General features: G+C 45.2%; 14 protein-coding genes. 11 read left to right on the top strand and 3 right to left on the bottom strand.

Annotation, left to right across the window (positions count from 1 at the left end; all coding sequences use genetic code 11):
• Positions 1-127 precede the first annotated feature (127 nt).
• Positions 128-946 (bottom strand): 3-oxoacyl-[acyl-carrier-protein] synthase III C-terminal domain-containing protein, encoded by an 819-nt coding sequence (locus UQ64_RS22915; RefSeq protein ID WP_082651280.1) that lies wholly within the window; start codon positions 944-946, stop codon positions 128-130.
• Between the two features lie 188 nt (positions 947-1,134).
• Here UQ64_RS22915 and deoC point away from each other — a divergent pair, with 188 nt between their 5' ends.
• The 7 genes from deoC to UQ64_RS22880 all read left to right on the top strand — a co-directional run bounded on the left by deoC (position 1,135) and on the right by UQ64_RS22880 (position 9,946).
• Complete coding sequence (gene deoC, locus UQ64_RS22910) at positions 1,135-1,812, top strand: deoxyribose-phosphate aldolase (protein WP_143759565.1); 678 nt, start codon at positions 1,135-1,137, stop codon at positions 1,810-1,812.
• 248 nt (positions 1,813-2,060) lie between these two features.
• Positions 2,061-3,353, top strand: a complete 1,293-nt coding sequence (locus UQ64_RS22905) for a homocysteine synthase (protein WP_060625748.1) — start codon at positions 2,061-2,063, stop codon at positions 3,351-3,353.
• A 211-nt stretch (positions 3,354-3,564) separates the two neighbouring features.
• The gene (locus tag UQ64_RS22900; protein WP_060625747.1) at positions 3,565-4,632 is read left to right on the top strand and encodes a hypothetical protein; all 1,068 of its coding nucleotides are present in this window, start codon (positions 3,565-3,567) and stop codon (positions 4,630-4,632) included.
• Between the two features lie 400 nt (positions 4,633-5,032).
• Positions 5,033-6,172 carry a 3-dehydroquinate synthase gene (gene aroB, locus UQ64_RS22895; RefSeq protein WP_060625746.1) on the top strand — a complete coding sequence of 380 codons (1,140 nt, stop codon included), beginning with the start codon at positions 5,033-5,035 and terminating at the stop codon, positions 6,170-6,172.
• Between the two features lie 408 nt (positions 6,173-6,580).
• Positions 6,581-8,545, top strand: a complete 1,965-nt coding sequence (locus UQ64_RS22890; RefSeq protein WP_060625745.1) for a heavy metal translocating P-type ATPase — start codon at positions 6,581-6,583, stop codon at positions 8,543-8,545.
• A 156-nt stretch (positions 8,546-8,701) separates the two neighbouring features.
• Positions 8,702-9,643: a thioredoxin-disulfide reductase gene (trxB, locus tag UQ64_RS22885; RefSeq protein ID WP_060625744.1), complete on the top strand. Its 942-nt coding sequence runs from the start codon at positions 8,702-8,704 to the stop codon at positions 9,641-9,643.
• Positions 9,644-9,712: 69 nt separating this feature from the next.
• Positions 9,713-9,946: a glutaredoxin family protein gene (locus UQ64_RS22880; RefSeq protein ID WP_060625743.1), complete on the top strand. Its 234-nt coding sequence runs from the start codon at positions 9,713-9,715 to the stop codon at positions 9,944-9,946.
• Between the two features lie 181 nt (positions 9,947-10,127).
• Here UQ64_RS22880 and UQ64_RS22875 read toward each other — a convergent pair whose 3' ends face one another.
• Together UQ64_RS22875 and UQ64_RS22870 are read right to left on the bottom strand one after the other, a co-directional pair.
• Positions 10,128-10,328 (bottom strand): hypothetical protein, encoded by a 201-nt coding sequence (locus tag UQ64_RS22875; protein WP_042131070.1) that lies wholly within the window; start codon positions 10,326-10,328, stop codon positions 10,128-10,130.
• A gap of 210 nt (positions 10,329-10,538) precedes the next feature.
• On the bottom strand, positions 10,539-11,699 hold the full coding sequence (locus tag UQ64_RS22870; RefSeq protein ID WP_060625742.1) for an ROK family transcriptional regulator: 1,161 nt from the start codon (positions 11,697-11,699) through the stop codon (positions 10,539-10,541).
• A gap of 376 nt (positions 11,700-12,075) precedes the next feature.
• On the opposite strand from UQ64_RS22870, the gene xylA reads away from it, so the two are divergent.
• The 4 genes from xylA (at position 12,076) to UQ64_RS22850 (ending at position 19,018) form a co-directional block, all read left to right on the top strand.
• On the top strand, positions 12,076-13,392 hold the full coding sequence (gene xylA / locus UQ64_RS22865) for a xylose isomerase (RefSeq protein ID WP_060625741.1): 1,317 nt from the start codon (positions 12,076-12,078) through the stop codon (positions 13,390-13,392).
• Positions 13,393-13,958: 566 nt separating this feature from the next.
• The gene (xylB, locus tag UQ64_RS22860) at positions 13,959-15,455 is read left to right on the top strand and encodes a xylulokinase (RefSeq protein ID WP_060625740.1); all 1,497 of its coding nucleotides are present in this window, start codon (positions 13,959-13,961) and stop codon (positions 15,453-15,455) included.
• 237 nt (positions 15,456-15,692) lie between these two features.
• Positions 15,693-17,480: a sensor histidine kinase gene (locus UQ64_RS22855; RefSeq protein ID WP_060625739.1), complete on the top strand. Its 1,788-nt coding sequence runs from the start codon at positions 15,693-15,695 to the stop codon at positions 17,478-17,480.
• On the top strand, positions 17,477-19,018 hold the full coding sequence (locus tag UQ64_RS22850; protein WP_060625738.1) for a response regulator transcription factor: 1,542 nt from the start codon (positions 17,477-17,479) through the stop codon (positions 19,016-19,018). Before UQ64_RS22855 ends, UQ64_RS22850 begins: the two co-directional genes overlap by 4 nt.
• Positions 19,019-19,631 lie beyond the last annotated feature (613 nt).

Below are 19,631 nucleotides of genomic sequence, written 5' to 3'. Positions count from 1 at the left end.
ATCCAATGGATTAAAGAGTGTATTGGACAGATACAACTCCTTACGGAATATTTCATGAACCGCCGTATACCGAACGGTACGTACGGTGGTGTGAGAGGTCGGGGGCTCGCCGCCCCCTCCTACTCGATTAATATTGATAAAGCATCGTAGGAATTTGCCAGCCAGCGCCAACTGACCAGAAGAATACATAATCGCCACGTTTGATTCGTCCGTCTTCGACTCCGCGTTGAAAGGCGATAAAAGGACTGCTTGTAGCTGTATAACCGAACTCGTCACCTACATAGATGAATTTCTCATCGGTAAGTCCAAGTCCATCTTGGATGAGTTCGATATTTTTAAGGGAGAATTGTGAAAGGCAGAAGGCAGATATATCATCTGTAGTCAGGCCGTTCCTTGAAAGAAGCTCTTTCATGTCTGCAACCGCCGCCTCTACACATACTGTACCGTCAAAGGGTGTCCAGCGTATCCGAATTTGCTCCGGTGTAATGTCTTCGTGATAAATATTGGATAGACCGCAAGCTGGGAACATAATGTTCTCGGAGCCCTCAGAGTCAGTGTAATAAAGGGAGTCAATGAAGCCTGATTGCTCGCTACTCCGTTCCAGAATGACAGCTGCTGCGGCATCCCCGAAGTTAGGGTAAGTAATTTCATCATCCGTATTGCAGTTCACCGAGCTGTAGTCGCTTCCCACGACGAGCGCGTACCAGATGCTAGGATTAGACTGCATATAACGACTTGTTTGCTCCACGGCAGATACCATTCCTGCACAGTTGGCATTGGAATCTTGCGTAATGGTCCGATGTTTACCTTGAAGCATACGATGCAGCAGGAGTGCGTTGGTAGGATAGGTATATTCCGGTGTCTGTGAAGCGAACATGATCATATCCATATCCTCACCTAGCAAATTGGCTTCGTGCAGCGCTTTTTGAGCGGCCTTGAATCCCATCGTAAGGTATAAAATTAACTTGAAAAGATAATTAAGTAAATAATGACCTGCTCCAAATATATTTATATGAGTTAACCGAGGTTGGAGTGGGGGCTGAGTGCCCAGTCGACTTTGCAAAGCAGAGTTCTATTGGTATGATTACAGAGATGAAAAAAATTCACTATCCAAATCATGGAGGAATGACAAAAATGAGCGAAATTACACTATCGCGGATCATTGATCATACACTGCTTAAAGCAGATGCACGGAAAGAAGATATCGTTAAATTGGCAGAGGAAGCAAAAGCTTATAAATTTGCTTCGGTCTGCGTAAACCCAGCTTGGGTAGCTACTGCCCATGAAGTGTTGAAGGATACGCCTGAGGTTAAAGTATGTACAGTTATCGGCTTCCCGCTCGGATCCTCGACAACAGAGACCAAAGCATTTGAGACCACCAATGCTATCGCTAATGGTGCAGGTGAAGTGGATATGGTCATCAACATCGGAGCGTTGAAAGATGGCAACAATGAACTGGTTAAACGTGATATTGCAGCAGTTGTAGACGCAGCTCGCGGTAAAGCACTGACTAAGGTCATTATCGAGACCTGTTTATTAACGGAAGAAGAAAAGGTTCGTGCCTGCAAGCTTTCTGTTGAAGCTGGAGCAGACTTCGTAAAAACATCCACAGGATTCTCTACAGGTGGAGCAACGAAGGAAGATATCGCGCTGATGCGTGCAACGGTTGGACCTAATGTGGGTGTGAAGGCTTCCGGTGGTGTTCGTAGTGCAGAAGATGCACATGTAATGGTACAAGCAGGTGCAAGCCGTATTGGTACCAGCGGCGGTGTAGCGATTGCTAAGGGTGAAACTAGTCAAAGCAATTACTAAAAGGCGATAAGAAAATCGATAGCGGTGAGATGAGGTGGACAAGCTTTGTCCGCCGCTATATTGTTTTATATTGAAAGCGTTATCTGATTTTTATCGGACAGGGTTTCTTTCGAATAAACTGAAATATAATAATTCGCACCGGAATAATAAGATTTTTTTCTTTTCAAATGATGTCGTTTATGAGAGAATGGGTAAAATAATTATTTGTTAAAGATTTCTATTCTTATTTATAAAGGGAGGAAATACCTATGTCAGAAGACCGTAAGCTGTCATTTGAAACTTTGACTGTTCATGCAGGCCAGGAGATTGATCCAACTACTTTCGCACGTGCTGTACCGCTTTATCAGACCACATCTTATGGATTCCGTGATGCTGATCATGCAGCGGATTTGTTTGCACTCAAGGAATTCGGTAATATTTACACTCGGCTGATGAATCCGACTACGGATGTATTTGAACAGCGCCTGGCAGCACTAGAAGGTGGAGCAGGTGCACTTGCTACAGCTTCCGGGGCAGCGGCTATTTCTTTTTCCATTCTAAATATTGCGGGCGCTGGGGATGAAATTGTATCTGCGGCAAGCCTGTACGGTGGAACTTATAATCTTTTTTCTACAACGTTGCCTAAGCTTGGCATTAAGGTGCATTTTGTCGATTCGGATAATCCAGAGAATTTCCGTGCTGCGATTAATGATAAAACCAAAGCTTTGTATGCAGAAACCATTGGTAACCCACAGGGGAATGTACTAGATATTGAAGCCGTTGCAGCGATCGCGCATGAACATGGAATTCCTCTTATTGTGGATAATACGTTCCCAAGTCCATATTTACTGCGTCCGATTGAGCATGGAGCTGACATCGTTGTCCATTCGGCAACCAAATTCATCGGCGGACATGGTACGTCCATCGGCGGAATTATTGTAGACGGCGGTAAGTTCGATTGGAAGGCAAGCGGTAAGTTCCCAGGACTTACAGAGCCTGACCCAAGCTATCATGGTGTTGTTTATACGGAAGCTGTGGGACCGATTGCTTATATTATTAAAGCCCGCGTTCAATTGCTTCGCGATCTAGGTGCTTCTATTTCACCATTTAACTCTTGGATGCTGTTGCAAGGTCTCGAAACACTGCATTTGCGGATGGAACGTCACAGCCAGAATGCGCTAAAGGTTGCGCAATATTTGGAGGCACACGCAGACGTAGAATGGGTAAGTTATTCCGGACTTCTGACTCATCCATCTCACGAATTAGCGCAAAAGTATTTACCTAAAGGCCAAGGAGCGATCCTTACCTTCGGTATCAAAGGCGGAAGTGCTGCGGGACGCAAGCTGATTGAAAATGTGAAGCTGTTCTCGCATTTAGCGAATGTCGGTGATTCCAAATCATTGATTATCCATCCTGCAAGTACAACACATGCGCAGCTGTCGGATGAAGAGCAAACCACAGCCGGAGTAACTCCGGAATTGCTTCGTTTATCGATTGGTACGGAATCCATTGATGATATTATTTATGATCTGGAACAGGCAATTGCCGCCAGTCAACAATAAAACAATGAAGTTCAAGGAAGGCATTTGCTGTTATGCGGCGATGCCTTTTTTTTGTGATTTAATAAGGCTAAATTATTCACATCATTTGGTAACGCTTGCATATTTCATGGGAGGTTCCCGTATTTATAAGTGTGGTAATAAGATGTCGGTGCATGATGTTTATTAACTTGGCGTACCGGCAGCAATCCAAAGATAAAGGGTGGGTGCGAAGATGAAGGGTGAACGTCAGCAGGATGGTTTTCGGAGTAGTGAAGAGCGCCCGTTCAAGTTCATGTATAAGACCGGTGATCGGGCTGTAGGGATGGAAATGAGCCAAGCCGGATCCGTAGCCTCCGCCGCCGCAGAATTTATCACCGGGGTAGAGCAGAGGGATGTCGTAGAACCTTTGAACCGTTCTTATTTTAAGCGGCCCGGGGAACAGTCGGCATTCTTAGTACTGCGTGAAGGACGAGAAGAACGCCCTACTGTACGGGAAGGAAAAAAATCCGTTCAAGCCGGCCCTTGTCTGATACGAAGTGAGGAATGGCTGCTCGAACCTGAATTGTTCTGTCTTTATGAGAACTGGTTATCCAGTGAAGATGAACTGCAGGCTAATCGAATTCTGCAGCGGATCTACTATCGATTGCAAGCAGCGGCCACAGCGTTGCTGGAATCACCGGATGGTGAATGGGCAGCAGTCACCTTACTGCATCCAGAGGAGCTTGCGGCGCAGCCCGCAAAGCTCGCCGCGCTTCAGGACGCGCAGCTCGAAGCGCTTTTTACTGCGGTGGCGGAGAGCCAGCGGCAAGGCGGCGATTGCCGCCTGGACCTGCTGGTCGCCTACACCGCAAGCGGCGCCGAATTCGCGGCAAAGCGCGAATTCATCGAGGTCGTGGCCGATCAGACACTCGGCCACGCTTATGCGGCGGCGTGCCGCATCGGGGCGCTGATCGCGCTCGATGTGGAGCCCTCCGCCGCCGCGGAAATCGTGCGCATCGCCGATTTCCTAGTGCTCGACGGCGCGGCAAGCGAGCTCGCGCCGGAAGGGGCCGCCGCAGAGGGCTTCGCCCTGGCGGCGGGGGAGATCCTTGCCGCCGTGCGGAGCGTGAAGCCGGCGGCGGTAGTTCTCGCCGCGGGGAATCCGGCGGCGGCGGCTTTGGCCGATCTGTATCGGATCGGCCTCAGTGGGATCTTTTGCAGCGTCGGTCAGCGGACCGAGGCGCTGCTTAGAGCAGCCTGTCTGATCTGGATCGCCAGGCAGCAGGAAACACTGGATACTGCCGCCGGTGGAAGGCCGTAACAAAGCAACGCAGTGGCTGTCCCATAAGCCACTTGCACTTCTAAATGAAACGATACGTTTCATTTAGAATCGATAATAATAAAAGAGCAGTGATTTCCCCATTTTCGGAGGAACACTGCTCTTTGTGATTAGAGAATCACTGCTCTTTGTTATTCTTTTTGAGCATAGTTTCGGACCCCGAAGACATTATTCAATAGTAATCAAATGAAGTTAAGTGTATATCAAATCAAATAAGGTCGTCCCGTGACCCTGAACTTTCATCCATGAGGGGCTGTCGTCAGGGTCATATAGTCTTGCCCCAGCCCCATTTACTTTCAGCACCCTCATTTATTTTACATAAAAAGGATAATTGAATTAGCGCTCGAATCTATTAGCATCCTACTGAAAAGAGGCGCTGCACATGTCCGCAAATTTTAGAGTTGCCCTGAAGAAGGTTGTTGACCATTCCTACGATATTGTGATCGGAGAAACTTTATTTAACTCATTAATAGAGGACTTAAAACGAGGAATCGTAGAGAATGTTAGCAAATACGCGATTATTACAGATTCCAAAGTTGAAGCGCTATATGGACAAGCCTTGCAGGAACAGCTGATTCAGAACGGTTTTCATGCGGAGCTTTTCTCTTTCCCCGCCGGAGAAAAGTCCAAAACCCGTGAAACGAAGGCACAGCTTGAGGATCAGCTATTAAGTCGTTCGTATGGCCGAGATTGCTGTATTATTGCGATTGGAGGCGGAGCGGTAACGGATTTGGCAGGTTTTTTGGCAGGGACATTTGGCCGGGGAGTGCCGAGTTTGAACTATGCAACTACCTTATTAGCGGCAGCAGATGCATCCATTGGCGGAAAAACAGGCGTAAATACACCTGTCGCTACTAATCTAATCGGTGTATTTCATCAACCCCAAAAGGTGTACATCGACTTAGCGACTTGGAGAACACTTCCGATTCGTGAGTTCCGTAGCGGCTTGGCTGAAACGATCAAACATGCCTGCATCGCCGATGCGGGATTTTTCGAGTTTTTGGAGCGGAATATGGATAAAGTAGTCACCACGGAAGGTGAACTAGTATTAGATCGAGAGGTTTGCGAACGGATTGCACTTCACAATTGTGAGATCAAATATGGTGTGGTAGAGAAAGATGAATTGGAGAGTAACCTGCGTCAAGTTCTTAATCTGGGGCATACCGCAGGTCGAGCACTGGAGGCTTTAAGTGGTTATGATTTGTTACATGGTGAAGCTATTGCGATAGGTCTTGTTATTCAGGTGCAGTTAGCAGAGCGCTTGGGATATGTAACTTCGGACCAAGCAAAGCGGGTAATTGCTTTGCTACAGAAGGCAGGTCTGCCAACCGAAATCCCAGTAACCATTACAGACCGAATGCTAATCGATAAAATGTACACAGATAAAAAAGTACGTAAAGGACGCATAAGGTTTGTATTCCAAGAAGGAATCGGTTCAATGAAACGCTTTGAGGATGGATCTTATTCCACTCCAGTCGAGGAACAGGTTCTAACAGAACTTTTATATAAAATTCGTCAATAATCGGGCAGCTGCACAAATTCTGAAATTTATGGTGGTTAGCTGAATAGATAGGCTTTACTTTTTCATTCCTGGTGGTATGATTAAAATATAAGTTGCACTAAGGAAATATAGTTGTACTATTGCAACAATGATTATCATTCTCACTATCTATAGTTATCAATCATGCTGTCCCGGCTAAGCCGGGGCAGCATGTGTCATTTTAGGGGTCTTAATAATGGCTCTCATTCTCACTTGGCAGAAGTAAAACTCCACAAAACAAAGCTATGCTCACGAAGCAAGTTTTGTTGCGAAGAGGAATCAATGAAGCTAGGCTTCACAAAACAAAGCGTATGCTTACGAAGCAAGTTTTGTTGCGAAGAAGAGTCACAGAAGGAACGCTACACAAAACTTTAAAGGACGGCGATTATTATGCAAGCAACATCAAAACATTTACCTAAACAGAAATCAATCTCTGGCAGCATGAAGAAGCCAGGCGCTCCAAAGCGTCGATTCGATCCGCGTGCCATGCTCAGCAATTCTGAAATGCAGGCTGCTCTGGGCAGCGGACTGCTTATGCTCATTGCTTGGTCCGTTGGAGGATGGTCAGAGATTCTTTCCATAGCACTCTATGTCATTTCTTATACGATTGGTGGCTGGAACAAAGCGAAGGAAGGCGTAGAAACGCTCGTCAAAGAACGGGATCTCGATGTGAACCTATTAATGATTGCAGCAGCACTAGGCGCAGCTTCCATTGGGTACTGGAATGAAGGTGCTATGCTTATTTTCATTTTTGCACTCAGTGGAGCCTTAGAGAGTTATACGATGGAACGTAGTAAAAAGGATATTTCCTCGCTGATGGCACTCAAGCCGGCTACGGCTATGCGTATTGAACAAGGAAGCATGAATGAGGTCAATATCGACCAGCTGGTGATCGGAGATCTGCTGCTTGTGCGCCCGGGAGATTTGATTCCGGCAGACGGCAAGGTATATCGGGGGGAATCGGCAGTAGATCAGGCTTCCATTACAGGAGAGTCAGTACCTGTGGAGAAATATGCCGGTAGCGAAGTTTTTGCAGGCACTGTGAATGGAGAAGGCCCCCTTTATATTGAAGTAACGAAAGCTGCAGAGAACACTCTTTTTGCTAAAATCATCAAAATGGTAGAAGAGGCGGAAACGGAAGTTCCTAACTCGCAGCGTTTTATTAAAAGACTTGAAGCTATCTATGCACGGGTAGTCGTAGCCTCGACAGTGGCACTGATTATCCTTCCGCCGTTTTTGCTGGACTGGAGCTGGAGCGCTACCTTCTATAAAGCGATGGTCTTTCTAGTTGTAGCTTCACCTTGCGCTTTGGTTTCTTCCATTATGCCAGCGATGCTGTCAGCAATCTCCAAAAGTGCGCGAAAAGGGGTTCTGTTTAAAGGCGGGGTCCATCTGGAAAATATGGCACGCACAACAGTTGTGGCGTTCGATAAGACAGGGACACTTACAGAGGGAACTCCACAGGTAACTGATTTTATTGCAGGAGAAGGCTACAATCGTCAAGAGTTACTAACGGTTAGCGCATCCATTGAGCATATGTCCCGTCATCCACTGGCGGAAGCGATTGTGCGTAAAGCGGAAGAGGAAGGTTTAGAGCTTCAGGGAGTAGAAGACAGTAAAACCATCACAGGCTGGGGGATTGAAGGTCAAATCGACGGACATCTTTGGAGAATCGGGAAGTCTAATTTGCTCGATGAGCTGACTCCATCTGTTATGAATCCTGAACTGGAGCATTGGAAACTTAAGCGGCAGCAGTTGGCTGAAGAAGGAAAGACCGTCTCCATCATTCTGGACGGTGAGCAAATTGCCGGAATGATTGCTTTACAGGATACGGTTCGCCCACAAGCAGAAGCCGCAGTGCGAAAGCTGCAGGAGCTTGGGATTAAAGTGGCAATGCTTACCGGAGACCGTGAGGCTACAGCTCAGGTCATTGCAGGTACAACTGGAGTAGATATGGTATTTGCCGATCTATTACCAGAGGATAAAGTGAAGCATATCAAGGCTCTACGTGAAAAGTATGGTCACGTTGTTATGGTTGGTGATGGTGTGAACGATGCACCTGCTTTGGCGACAGCAACCGTAGGCATGGGGATGGGCATGAAAGGGAGCGGCGCAGCACTCGAAATAGCAGATGTAGTACTTATGAATGATAATATAGAAGAGATCGCTTCAACGATATCATTGGCGCGTCGTTCACAGCGTATTGTGAAGCAAAATATGATTTTTGCTGTAACTGTGATTGCAGTGCTTATGATCAGCAACTTTGTGCAAGGGATCGCACTTCCTTTTGGCGTGATAGGGCATGAAGGCAGTACTATATTAGTAATTCTAAATGGACTAAGATTATTACGATAATATTTTTTGAAATTAAATTGTTCACAAAATAGTTTCGGAACTTGGGAGTCTGGAATATTGACATATTTGCTTTCAGTTATCATAATTAACACTACATTATAATTATTTTAAATAAGAAGCGACGTCATTGCCGTTTAGCTCAAGGAGGACATAGATATGTATAAATCAATAATTGTTGGTACTGGACCGGCAGGATTAACCGCCGCTATCTACTTGGCTCGTGCCAATTTGAATCCACTAGTAATCGAAGGACCCCAACCCGGTGGACAATTGACCACAACTACAGAAGTGGAGAATTTCCCTGGATTTCCTGAAGGAATCATGGGCCCTGACTTGATGGATAATATGCGTAAACAAGCTGAACGTTTTGGTGCGGAATTCCGTACGGGCTGGGTGAATAGTGTAGAACTTGGAGAGCGTCCTTTTAAGCTGAATGTTGAAGGAATGGGCGTTCTTACTACAGATACATTGATCATTTCCACAGGCGCTACAGCAAAATACCTCGGTATCCCAGGGGAGCAAGATAACGTAGGACGCGGTGTGAGCACCTGCGCTACCTGTGACGGATTTTTCTTCCGTAATAAAGAGATCGTGGTTGTTGGTGGCGGAGATTCCGCACTTGAGGAAGCTGGTTTCTTGACCCGTTTTGCTTCTAAAGTGACTTTGGTGCACCGCCGTGGAGAATTGCGTGCTTCGAAGATCATGCAGGATCGCGTACGCGCTAATGTTAAAGTAGACTGGAACTTGAACCGCACTCCTCTGGAAGTGACTTCGAGCGAAAGAGGCGTCAATGGACTAAAAGTGCTTAACAATGAGACCGGAGAAGAAGAAGTCATCGAAGCAAGCGGCGTGTTTGTTGCGATTGGTCACCACCCTAATACCTCTTTCTTAGGCGGACAGATCACAACCAATGCGGATGGCTATATCATGACGAATCCAGGTACTTCCGAAACCAATATCCCAGGCGTATTCGCATGTGGTGATGTTCAGGATACTCGTTACAGACAAGCGATTACTGCGGCAGGTAGTGGATGTATGGCAGCTATGGATGCTGAGAAATATATCGAAAGCTTGGAGCACAGTGCAGTCATTCTATAATTTGGTTTGAAAAACCCTCATTGCTACAATTGATATCATCACTGTATATCTTTTATAGGAGGTCATACCATGGAGAATGTTATTGTATATACCTCAACAAATTGCCCCCATTGCCGTCAGGTGAAGAGCTTTTTAAGCGAAAAGGGCGTATCCTACGAAGAACGCAATGTCGAGCAGAACGATGATTTTGCGCAGCAAGTATGGGACATGGGAGTGAGAGCTATTCCTGTGACTGTAATCGGTGAGCATAAAATTATTGGCATGAACAAAACTCAGTTCGACAAAGCACTCACAACTGTTTAAAAATATAAGAATTTAAATAAGATTTCCGTAAGGAAAATGTAATGGACCGCTTCCGATCAGGAGGCGGTCTTATTTGAAATATAAGAAAGTATAAAATGCTTGTGAGCTTTAAGCATACAAAAAATAGTCTGACGCATCTGTGCGCAGACTATTTTTATGAAAGTAGATCTAGAAGTAGAGTTTAGGTTTGAGTGAAAGATGTAATGATCTGAAATAGCACGTATACAGCAGCGCCGCTGCCAATAAGAATAAAGCCTGATTTCTTTTTAGCTTGAAAAAAACGGAGCACACCGAGGCTGATCAAAGGGGCAATAATGAGCAGAAAAAGCAACACAGTGATGAACATCTGTGCCGAGATATCAGACGTATCAACATAGGTCATGGACTCGCTCTCCATTTCAAAAAAGGGGTTGTAGTGATAAATGTCACACTAGCTTGACCTTTATTATATAGGATTTCTGTTCCTTTTACTGCACTTTTGCTTCACTCAAATGCGTCAATTTTACGTCAATTATTTCAAAATATAAGAATGTATATGTTCCGGGCTATAAATTATTCTTATATTTCTCACATAAACGCTTACCGTTCTGGATTACAGGGTTACCCGAATATCGCCTAGGAAATGCATAACCGCAGAGAAACCTGCGCCGATCATCGTTCCACGGCTGCCGAGCTTAGAGAATGTAATTTCGAGTTGCTGCTTATGGTAAGGAAGAGTACGCTCGGCTACAACCCGGCGCAGCGGCTCACCTAACCATTCTTCAGCCTCAGACAAGGCTCCACCGATCACAATAAGCTCTGGATTGAAGCTATTGATTAGATTGGTCACCCCGATACCGAGATATTCCCCCATCGTTGAGAAGTGATGCAGGGCGTCTTCTTGTCCTCCAGCCGCATAACGTACCAGCTCTGGCGTAGTATGGGCAGGGAGGGAGAGGTCTGGATTATCATAAGTTTTCTCAGAGGCATATAACTCCCAGCAACCACGACTGCCGCAACTGCAAGGTTTACCTTGTGCTTCAATCGTCATATGTCCAGTTTCACCGGCATATCCTCTTGCACCCTTGTATAGCTCTCCGCCAATAATAATTCCAGATCCGATCCCTGATCCTGCACTGATGTAAAGGAGATGCCTTACCTCTCGTGCCGCACCAAAGTTGAGTTCACCCTGTGCACCCGCGTTCGCTTCGTTATCAATGGTGACAGGAACGGAAAATTCAGCTTCCAATATCGCTCGCAGATCGACCATTTCCCAGCCAAGGTTGGGAGCGAAGAGTACAACACCATTTTCATCCACCATGCCGGGGACACCTACTCCGATGCCGACGATGCCGTAAGGGGATTCTGGAGCGCTGATAATTAAGCCTGAGATAAGCTTTTTCATTTGTTCCAGGACGTAAGGGAAATCATGATTGTCTAAGGAAAAATCGCTTTCGTAAAGAATGCCCCCACTCAGATCACATAAGACCGCTGTTAGCTGCTTTACCCGTAATTCTATGCCAATTACACTGCCGGCCATCGTGTTAAAATGCAGCATTAACGGTTTGCGGCCACCGCTTGATTCCCCAGGTCCGACTTCAGTTACCAATTCTTGCGTGCACAGCTCGGCTACCAGATTGGACACAGTAGCTTTATTCAATCCGGTCATCTCTGAAACCTTCGCGCGAGAGAGTGGAGAGTGTCTTCGAATGGTATGTAGTACGATCGATTTATTTATTTTTTTGACCAGCGCTTGGTCTCCAGTAACCTTCACAAATCACACATCCTTCTTAAATTATAAGAAAGTATAAGCTTCACGATATACTTTCTCCTTATAATTCTCGCATAAACGCTTACCGTCCTTAAAAGGACGCTAAAGGCGTTTTAGCTTGGCATAGTTCCCATTTGTTGTATGCCACTTAGTCTAGAGTGATGTGCTGGAAATTGCAATACATAGCGTCTAGAGGGAATTTGCCAACATGGATCTCCTATATTTGGGAAGAGAAGAGCGGAAGCTAGACAGGGCTCCGAAAAATGGACATGAAAAACTTATCAAAACTTTGTTTAACCAATATACAAAGTCCGAAAGATGTGTTAAGATGATCCTGTAAACGCTTGCGGGCGAAGCACAAATTGAGGAGGATTACACAATGGCTTATTTTGAGACAGTGAACAAAATCTCTTACGAGGGAAGCCGTTCCACCAACCCTTTTGCATTTAAATTCTACAATCCTAAAGAAGTCGTAGCCGGCAAAACTATGGAAGAACATCTGAAATTTGCAATGGCTTATTGGCATACATTAACTGCTGGCGGTTCTGATCCGTTTGGCGCTGAAACAGCAATTCGTAGCTGGAACAAATTGAACGGTCTGGACAAAGCTAAGGCTCGTGCAGAAGCTGCTTTTGAATTTATGGACAAGATGGATCTGCCTTACTTCTGTTTCCATGATGTAGATATCGCACCTGAAGGCGCATCTTTGCGTGAATTCTACAGCAACATTGACACCATCGTTGATATCCTTGAACAAGGTATGAAGACTTCCGGCAAGAAATTGCTATGGAATACAGCTAACATGTTCACTAACCCACGTTATATGCACGGTGCAGGTTCTACGCCTAACGCTGATGTTTTCGCACACGCAGCAGCACAAGTGAAGAAAGGTCTGGAAGTTGGTAAACGTCTAGGCGCTAGCAACTATGTATTCTGGGGCGGTCGTGAAGGCTACGAAGAATTGCTGAATACAGATATGGGTCTTGAACAAGATAACATTGCTCGTCTGTTCAGCATGGCTGTAGATTACGCTAAGGAAATCGGTTTTGACGGTCAATTCCTGATCGAGCCTAAACCAAAAGAACCTACGAAACATCAATATGATTTCGATGCAGCAACAACAATTTCGTTCTTGCAAAAATACAACCTCGACAAGCACTTCAAGCTGAATCTTGAAGCTAACCATGCTACACTTGCAGGTCATACTTTTGAACATGAGCTTCGTGTAGCCCGTATCAACGGCATGCTTGGATCGCTTGACGCTAACCAAGGTGATACACTGCTTGGTTGGGATACAGATGAATTCCCGGTGAATATCTACGATGCAACACTTACTCTTTATGAAGTACTCAAGAATGATGGTCTTGGCAAAGGTGGAATTAACTTTGACTCTAAAGTACGTCGTCCTTCCTTTGAGCCTGAAGATCTGTTCCTAGCACACATCGCTGGTATGGATACTTATGCAAAAGGCTTGAAAGTAGCTGCTAAATTGATCGAAGATCGCGTATTCGAAGATTTCGTGGAAAAACGTTATAGCAGCTTCAATGAAGGCGTTGGCGCTGACATCGTATCCGGCAAAGCAACTCTGGCTTCCTTGGCTGAATATGCTTTGAACAATGAGAGCCCACGTCCTAACCAATCCGGACGTCAGGAATACCTGAGAGCTACACTTAACCAATACATCTTGGCTGAGTAGGATTTACAGGGAGCTTAAGGCAAACGCCTTGAGTGCAGTATCAAGCATAAACGCTATTGGCGTCCTTTAAGGACGCTAAGCGTTTAAGCGGGAAATATAAGGATAAAGTATAGTGTGAAACTTATACTTTCTTATATTTGAACAAATGCAACGGGGGTTGCTGAAGAGAGCATTCTTCGGCAGCCCCCTTTTTTTGTACAAAGAAATTCTAGAACGCTCACAAAACTAAGCAGATGCTTTCGAAGCGAGTTTTGCTCGAAGTAATTCAATGAAGTCCATGCTCACAAAACTAAGCAGGATGCTTTCGAAGCGAGTTTTGCTCGATGTAATTCAATGAAGTCTATGCTCACAAAACTAAGCAGGATGCTTTCGAAGCGAGTTTTGCTCGAAGTAATTCAATGAAGTCTATGCTCACAAAACTAAGCAGGATGCTTACGAAGCGAGTTTTGCTCGAAGTAATTCAATGAAGTCTATGCTCACAAAACTAAGCAGGATGCTTACGAAGTAAGTTTTATTCGAAGCAGTTCAAAGAAGTAAGCGCTCATAAAACTTTAAGGAGGTCAAATATGAAATACGTTATAGGTGTAGATTTGGGCACTAGTGCAGTGAAGACTGTTCTAGTGGACCCGCAGGGGAAGGTGGCTTTTGAGCATTCCGAATCCTACCCGCTAAGCAGACCACAACCGAACTGGAGCGAACAAAATCCTGAAGACTGGGTAAAAGGGACATTGGTCAGCCTTCGTCGCTTGATTGAAGTATCGGGCATAGCCCCATCACAAGTTGACGGTCTTAGCTTCTCTGGACAAATGCACGGATTGGTACTAGTGGATAAGGAAGGTCAAGTGCTTCGTCCGGCCATTCTTTGGAATGATACCCGTACTACGGCACAGTGCAGAAGAATAGAGAAGACGCTCGGAGCAAAGCTTATTGAGGTTGCTAGAAACCGTGCGCTGGAAGGCTTCACACTTCCTAAAATTCTATGGGTACAAGAGAATGAACCTGAGGTATTATCACAAGCGTATCAGTTCCTGTTACCAAAAGACTATGTACGTCTTCGGTTGACCGGTGATTATGCGATGGATTATTCCGATGCGGCAGGAACGCTTTTATTAGATGTAGGTTCTAAAACGTGGAGTGCTGAAATTGCTGAAGCTTTTGAACTGCCACTTTCCCTTTGTCCTAGACTGGTAGAGTCCTTTGAACAGACAGGAACGTTATTGCCTGATATTGCTGAAGCGTCAGGTCTTTTATCATCAACAAAAGTATTTGCTGGTGGTGCGGATAATGCATGTGGAGCACTTGGAGCAGGTGTCCTTGGTGAAGGCCGGACGATGTGCAGTATTGGAACATCTGGTGTAGTTCTTTCCTATGAGAGCAACAAAGATTTAAATCTCGAAGGAAAAGTCCATTTCTTCAACCATGGTGAAAAAGATGCTTACTATATCATGGGCGTTACACTAGCAGCAGGTCATAGCCTTACATGGTTTAAAGAAACCTTTGCGGCAGACAAGAGCTTTGATGAATTTCTAAGTGGGGTGTCCTCCATTCCAGCGGGTAGCGGTGGACTGCTCTTTACACCTTATATCGTAGGGGAACGTACGCCACATCCAGATGCGAATATTCGCGGAAGCTTTATTGGCATGGATTCCGGTCATACATTGACTCATTTTACACGTTCTGTATTAGAAGGTATTACCTTTTCGCTACGTGAATCTATCGAGATTGTACGTGATTCAGGCAAAGAGATTACTGAAATCATTGCGATCGGTGGCGGGGCTAAAAATGAGGCATGGCTCCAGATGCAAGCAGATATTTTTAATGCATCCATCGTGAGGCTTGAAAGTGAGCAAGGTCCAGCCATGGGAGCAGCGATGTTGGCAGCATACGGTAGCGGATGGTTCACATCCCTTAGTGCATGTGCAGAAGCTTTCATCCGTCCTGCGGATGTGTATAAACCAGATCCTAAGCAAGCGGCAATCTATGACGGCTTATTCAACCTCTATCAGGAAGTCTACGGTCAGACCCGTGAACTGAATAACAAGCTGGCTGCATACCGCCAATAAAGTACCATTATATTTCTCGCTTAAACACTTACCGTCTTTTATGCTTGATATGTCAGATGAAAAGGGTCTTTCGCATATGGCGGAGGACCTTTTTATGACCATCTCGTCTATGAATGTGAGAATAGGCTGTATTCGAAGTTGTTGCCGTTCCTATTTTTCTTCTGTAAAGTATGGGGTATCTTCAGGGCAGAGTTAAACGCTGCATGAGAGAGTGAAGGTTTCGGGGGGCGGAAGGCCATGTTCCAATGGATCGTTAAGCTGTTGAATGACATCAAAATCCGTAATAAGCTGTTGCTTGCTTTTTTACTCACCACGTTACTTCCGGTATTACTGGTAGGCGGTTATCTTACGTTTGAGATGAGAACCATGGCGTTCCAGAGCGCACTGGAACAAGCTTCAATCAACGTAGATCGGGTAAAGAAAAGAACGGAAGAAGTCATCGGTGTATCTCAAGATATCGCATATCGCTTGAGCAATGATGCACGGTTAAAAAGACTTGCCATACGTCAGTATGTTAGCACTTATGATGTAGTGGAAGCTTATCGCGATTACTCGGATATGCGTGAGTACCTAAGGTTGTATAAAGATATATCCAACATTCGCTTGTATACTGACAATGCTACGCTGCTTAACAACTGGGAGCTGATCAATCCTTCGCCCGAGATTAAGGAGAGCCAGTGGTATCAGAGAGCACAGCGGTACGATAGTCTTGTCGGTTGGGAATATATAGAAGATGAGCGTGATAAACGGAATTATTTAAGTCTTGTCCGCAAAATTGAGCTGGAGGGCTCCAGCAAAATTGGTGTACTCGTTATTAATGTGAACAGTCAGCAGCTTGCATCCATCCTAAGCCAAGAATCTTTTGATACCATGATCGTCGATGATCAGGACAATATCATTGCAGCGAACCGGAAAGACCGCACAGGCAAAAAGCTGGCGGAGGTTTCTTTTGACACGAAGCTCTTGGGGCAGGGAAGTGGAAGCTATGAAGCCGTAGTAGATGGTGAAGCTTCCAAAATTGTGATAGAGGAGCTTAAACCACAATCCAGCCGAAATGCCCTACGAATTATATCTGTTTTTTCGATTGAAAGTATAGTTAAAGAACCGAATCAAGTGATTAAGCTTTCGATTACTGTGGTTGCGATAAGTGTTCTATTAGCCTTTTTAATTATATATAGCTTCTCCTCGTTGTTCTCACGACGATTGCTGCATTTAAGCAGACATATTAACCGAGTCAGTACCGGGGATTTTGATACGACATTAAAGATTGATGGCAAGGATGAAATTGCCCTGTTAGCTCGTCAATTCAATTCCATGGTACGCAGCATTAATGATTTGATGTATGAGGTACAGGAATCCAATGCTCAGAACAGTCTGCTGGAACAGAAACAAAATGATATACGATTCAAAATGCTGGCCAGCCAGATTAACCCGCATTTCTTGTTCAATGCACTAGAAGCGATTCGAATGGAAGCTCACATGAAAGGACAAGTGGAAATTGCCCGTGTAGTACGTCTTCTAGGTAAAATGATGCGCAGTAACCTGGAGGTAGGACGCAGTAAGATTTTGCTTAGTCAGGAATTAGAAGTGGTACGTTGTTACTTGGATATTCAGCAATTCCGTTATGAGGAGAGGTTGAAATATCAATTTGCTGTAGACCCTGCCGTTGAATCTCTTTATATGCCCCCGCTTCTTATTCAGCCACTTGTCGAGAACGCCGTAATCCACGGACTGGATAATAAGATGGAAGGCGCATTTGTGACGGTGGAAGTTATACAAGTTGGGGATCATGCTAAATTTACGATTACAGATAATGGAGTAGGGATATCTCCAAATAAGCTGGAAGAATTACAGAACACGCTTGAGCGCCAGGAAGAGCGTGAAGGTGAGCGAATTGGACTTCGTAATGTCCATGACCGGCTGAAACTTTCCTACGGCGCAGAATATGGGCTATCGATTGAGAGTAGACCTAATGTAGGAACGGTTATTTTCTTCTGCATACCAATGGAGGACAACAATCTATGATAAAAGTGATGATTGTCGATGATGAGCCGAAGCTGCGGGAAGGACTTCGAAGTCTGATCCCATGGGAGACGCTCGGTTATACGGTGGTAGCTACAGCAGCTAATGGCTTGCAAGCACTTGAAAAGTATCATACCTTCTACCCGGAGCTTATCGTTGCTGATATTCGTATGCCTGGAATGGATGGTCTGGAAATGATCAGTGAGCTTCGCAAAGAAGGCTCCGAAAGTCATGTGCTCATCTTGAGTGGGCATGCGGATTTTGAATATGCTAAGCGGGCGATTGGCTATCGGATTGACGGTTATTTGTTGAAGCCAGTCGATGAAGATGAGATGATCGTATGTCTGGAACAGCTACATGAAACGATCGAGCAGGAGCAGCGGTTCAGTGACTGGAATGAGGATGAGCCTGCTCGCAATAGGGAAGCTTTACTTCGAGCGCTACTACAGCCAACTTCAGAGGAAGAACTGGAGGAGGAGAACCTTAGCAGACATGTGAATGCGCTAGGACTGGAACAGGGGAATTACGAAGTCATCCTCATGGAGTTAAGAAAAACAGCTGGTGCAAATGATGAGGATCTCCAGGGAATCAAAACAGTAATGGAACAGCATTTTAGTAATCACCCTAATGCTTCATTCTTTACGTTGTCGCAGTATTTGGGGATTCTTATGAAGGACCCGGACCAGAGCACGAGCAAACGGGAAGAATTATATAAGGAATTATCTGCAACGATTGGCCAGAAGGGATACGACTTCATTGCAGTAGCGGGGGGAGTAATACCGCGGCCCGAAATGGCGGCAGAATCATTGAATGCAGCACGTGAACTGATAAGACGCTCCTTCTTCTTCAAGAAGGGGATCATCAGTACAGATCCTTCAGGATTTCTAATGGAGAAGAGGGAGGAGATCGAAGACGCGCAAGAGACAGAGAGTCGTCTGCTACTTGCAGTGGAAACCGGAAGTCTTAGCGCGATCCGACCGATCGTGCAGACCATCTGTACGGAGCTTATCTCTGCGGGCAGCGACGAATTGCGAATTAAAGAGACCTTTGTGAGGCTTCTTAGCACTGTGTTGGCCCGTCTGGAGCCGACTTATCCAGAAATTCGCACCTATGCAGCAGAGCATTCTCCTCCAATAGGGGAGCTATATCAAAGTTATTATTTGTCTGATCTGCAGGATCAGGCCGTCTCATTTCTCGAAGAAATTGCGGGTCAGATGACCAGTGGGCGTGGAAATGAAATTAAGAAGATCACGGAGATCATCAACCGCCGCTATAATGAGAACCTAAAGCTGGAGACCTTATCCGAGTTATTCTGTTACAACAGCGCTTATCTCGGTAAAATGTTCAAGAATACCACAGGGGAATACTTCAATACGTACGTGGACAAAGTGCGGATTGAGAAGGCTAAGGAGTTTCTGACGCAAGGTATGAAAGTATACGAGGTGGCTGAGAAGGTAGGGTATATGAACCCCGATTATTTCAACGCTAAGTTCCGTAAATATGTAGGCATCTCTCCAACTTCTTATCGTAAAAGCATTTAAGGATTTAAATTCTCAATGTACCATTTTCAATGGCTCCTGATGTTTACCCGCGGCTGAGGTTCAGGTAAGTTTCTGAACCTCAGTCCGCGGGTCTTTTTTTGTTTTCCCTACTCCCACCAATTGTACGTGGTGAAGTATTAATGTAGTTAAATAGACACCTGCTTAAGCTTATGCGGGTGGAGGGCTAATGCATTTTCTTTAGAATCAGGGTTCTAAAAATCTGCTGGAAAAGGAGTGAAGAGGAATATTTGGAACTGTAGAAGCGGAGCGTTCGCCCGAAAGCTTTTCGTAGAAAAGCTCGCTTCGAAAGCATATGCTATCCTCGGATTTCTACCGCGAGAAGCGGTTCAAATCAGGAAATCTGAGGATAACAGCGGTCGGAAGTCCAAATATTCTGCGTAGCGACTAACATCCAGCAGATATTTTTATGAACCTCATCAAAAGAATAAAGCATAAGCCAAGCAGCATTAGCCCCCCTGTGTCGATGAGCCGAAATGAGAATTCACCACGGACAAAAATCTCTAATTTTTACCTGATTTTAAGTCGAATTTATAGGGTACTGCAATCGCTTACAAAGTTCTAGAATTAAGGCATAGAGAGGAGGGGCTTTATG

The organism is Paenibacillus etheri (assembly GCF_001012825.1).
Classification (GTDB): Bacteria; Bacillota; Bacilli; order Paenibacillales; family Paenibacillaceae; genus Paenibacillus_AQ; species Paenibacillus_AQ etheri.
Note: the sequence above shows the minus strand (reverse complement) of the source record. Positions and strands in the feature narration are given on the sequence as shown.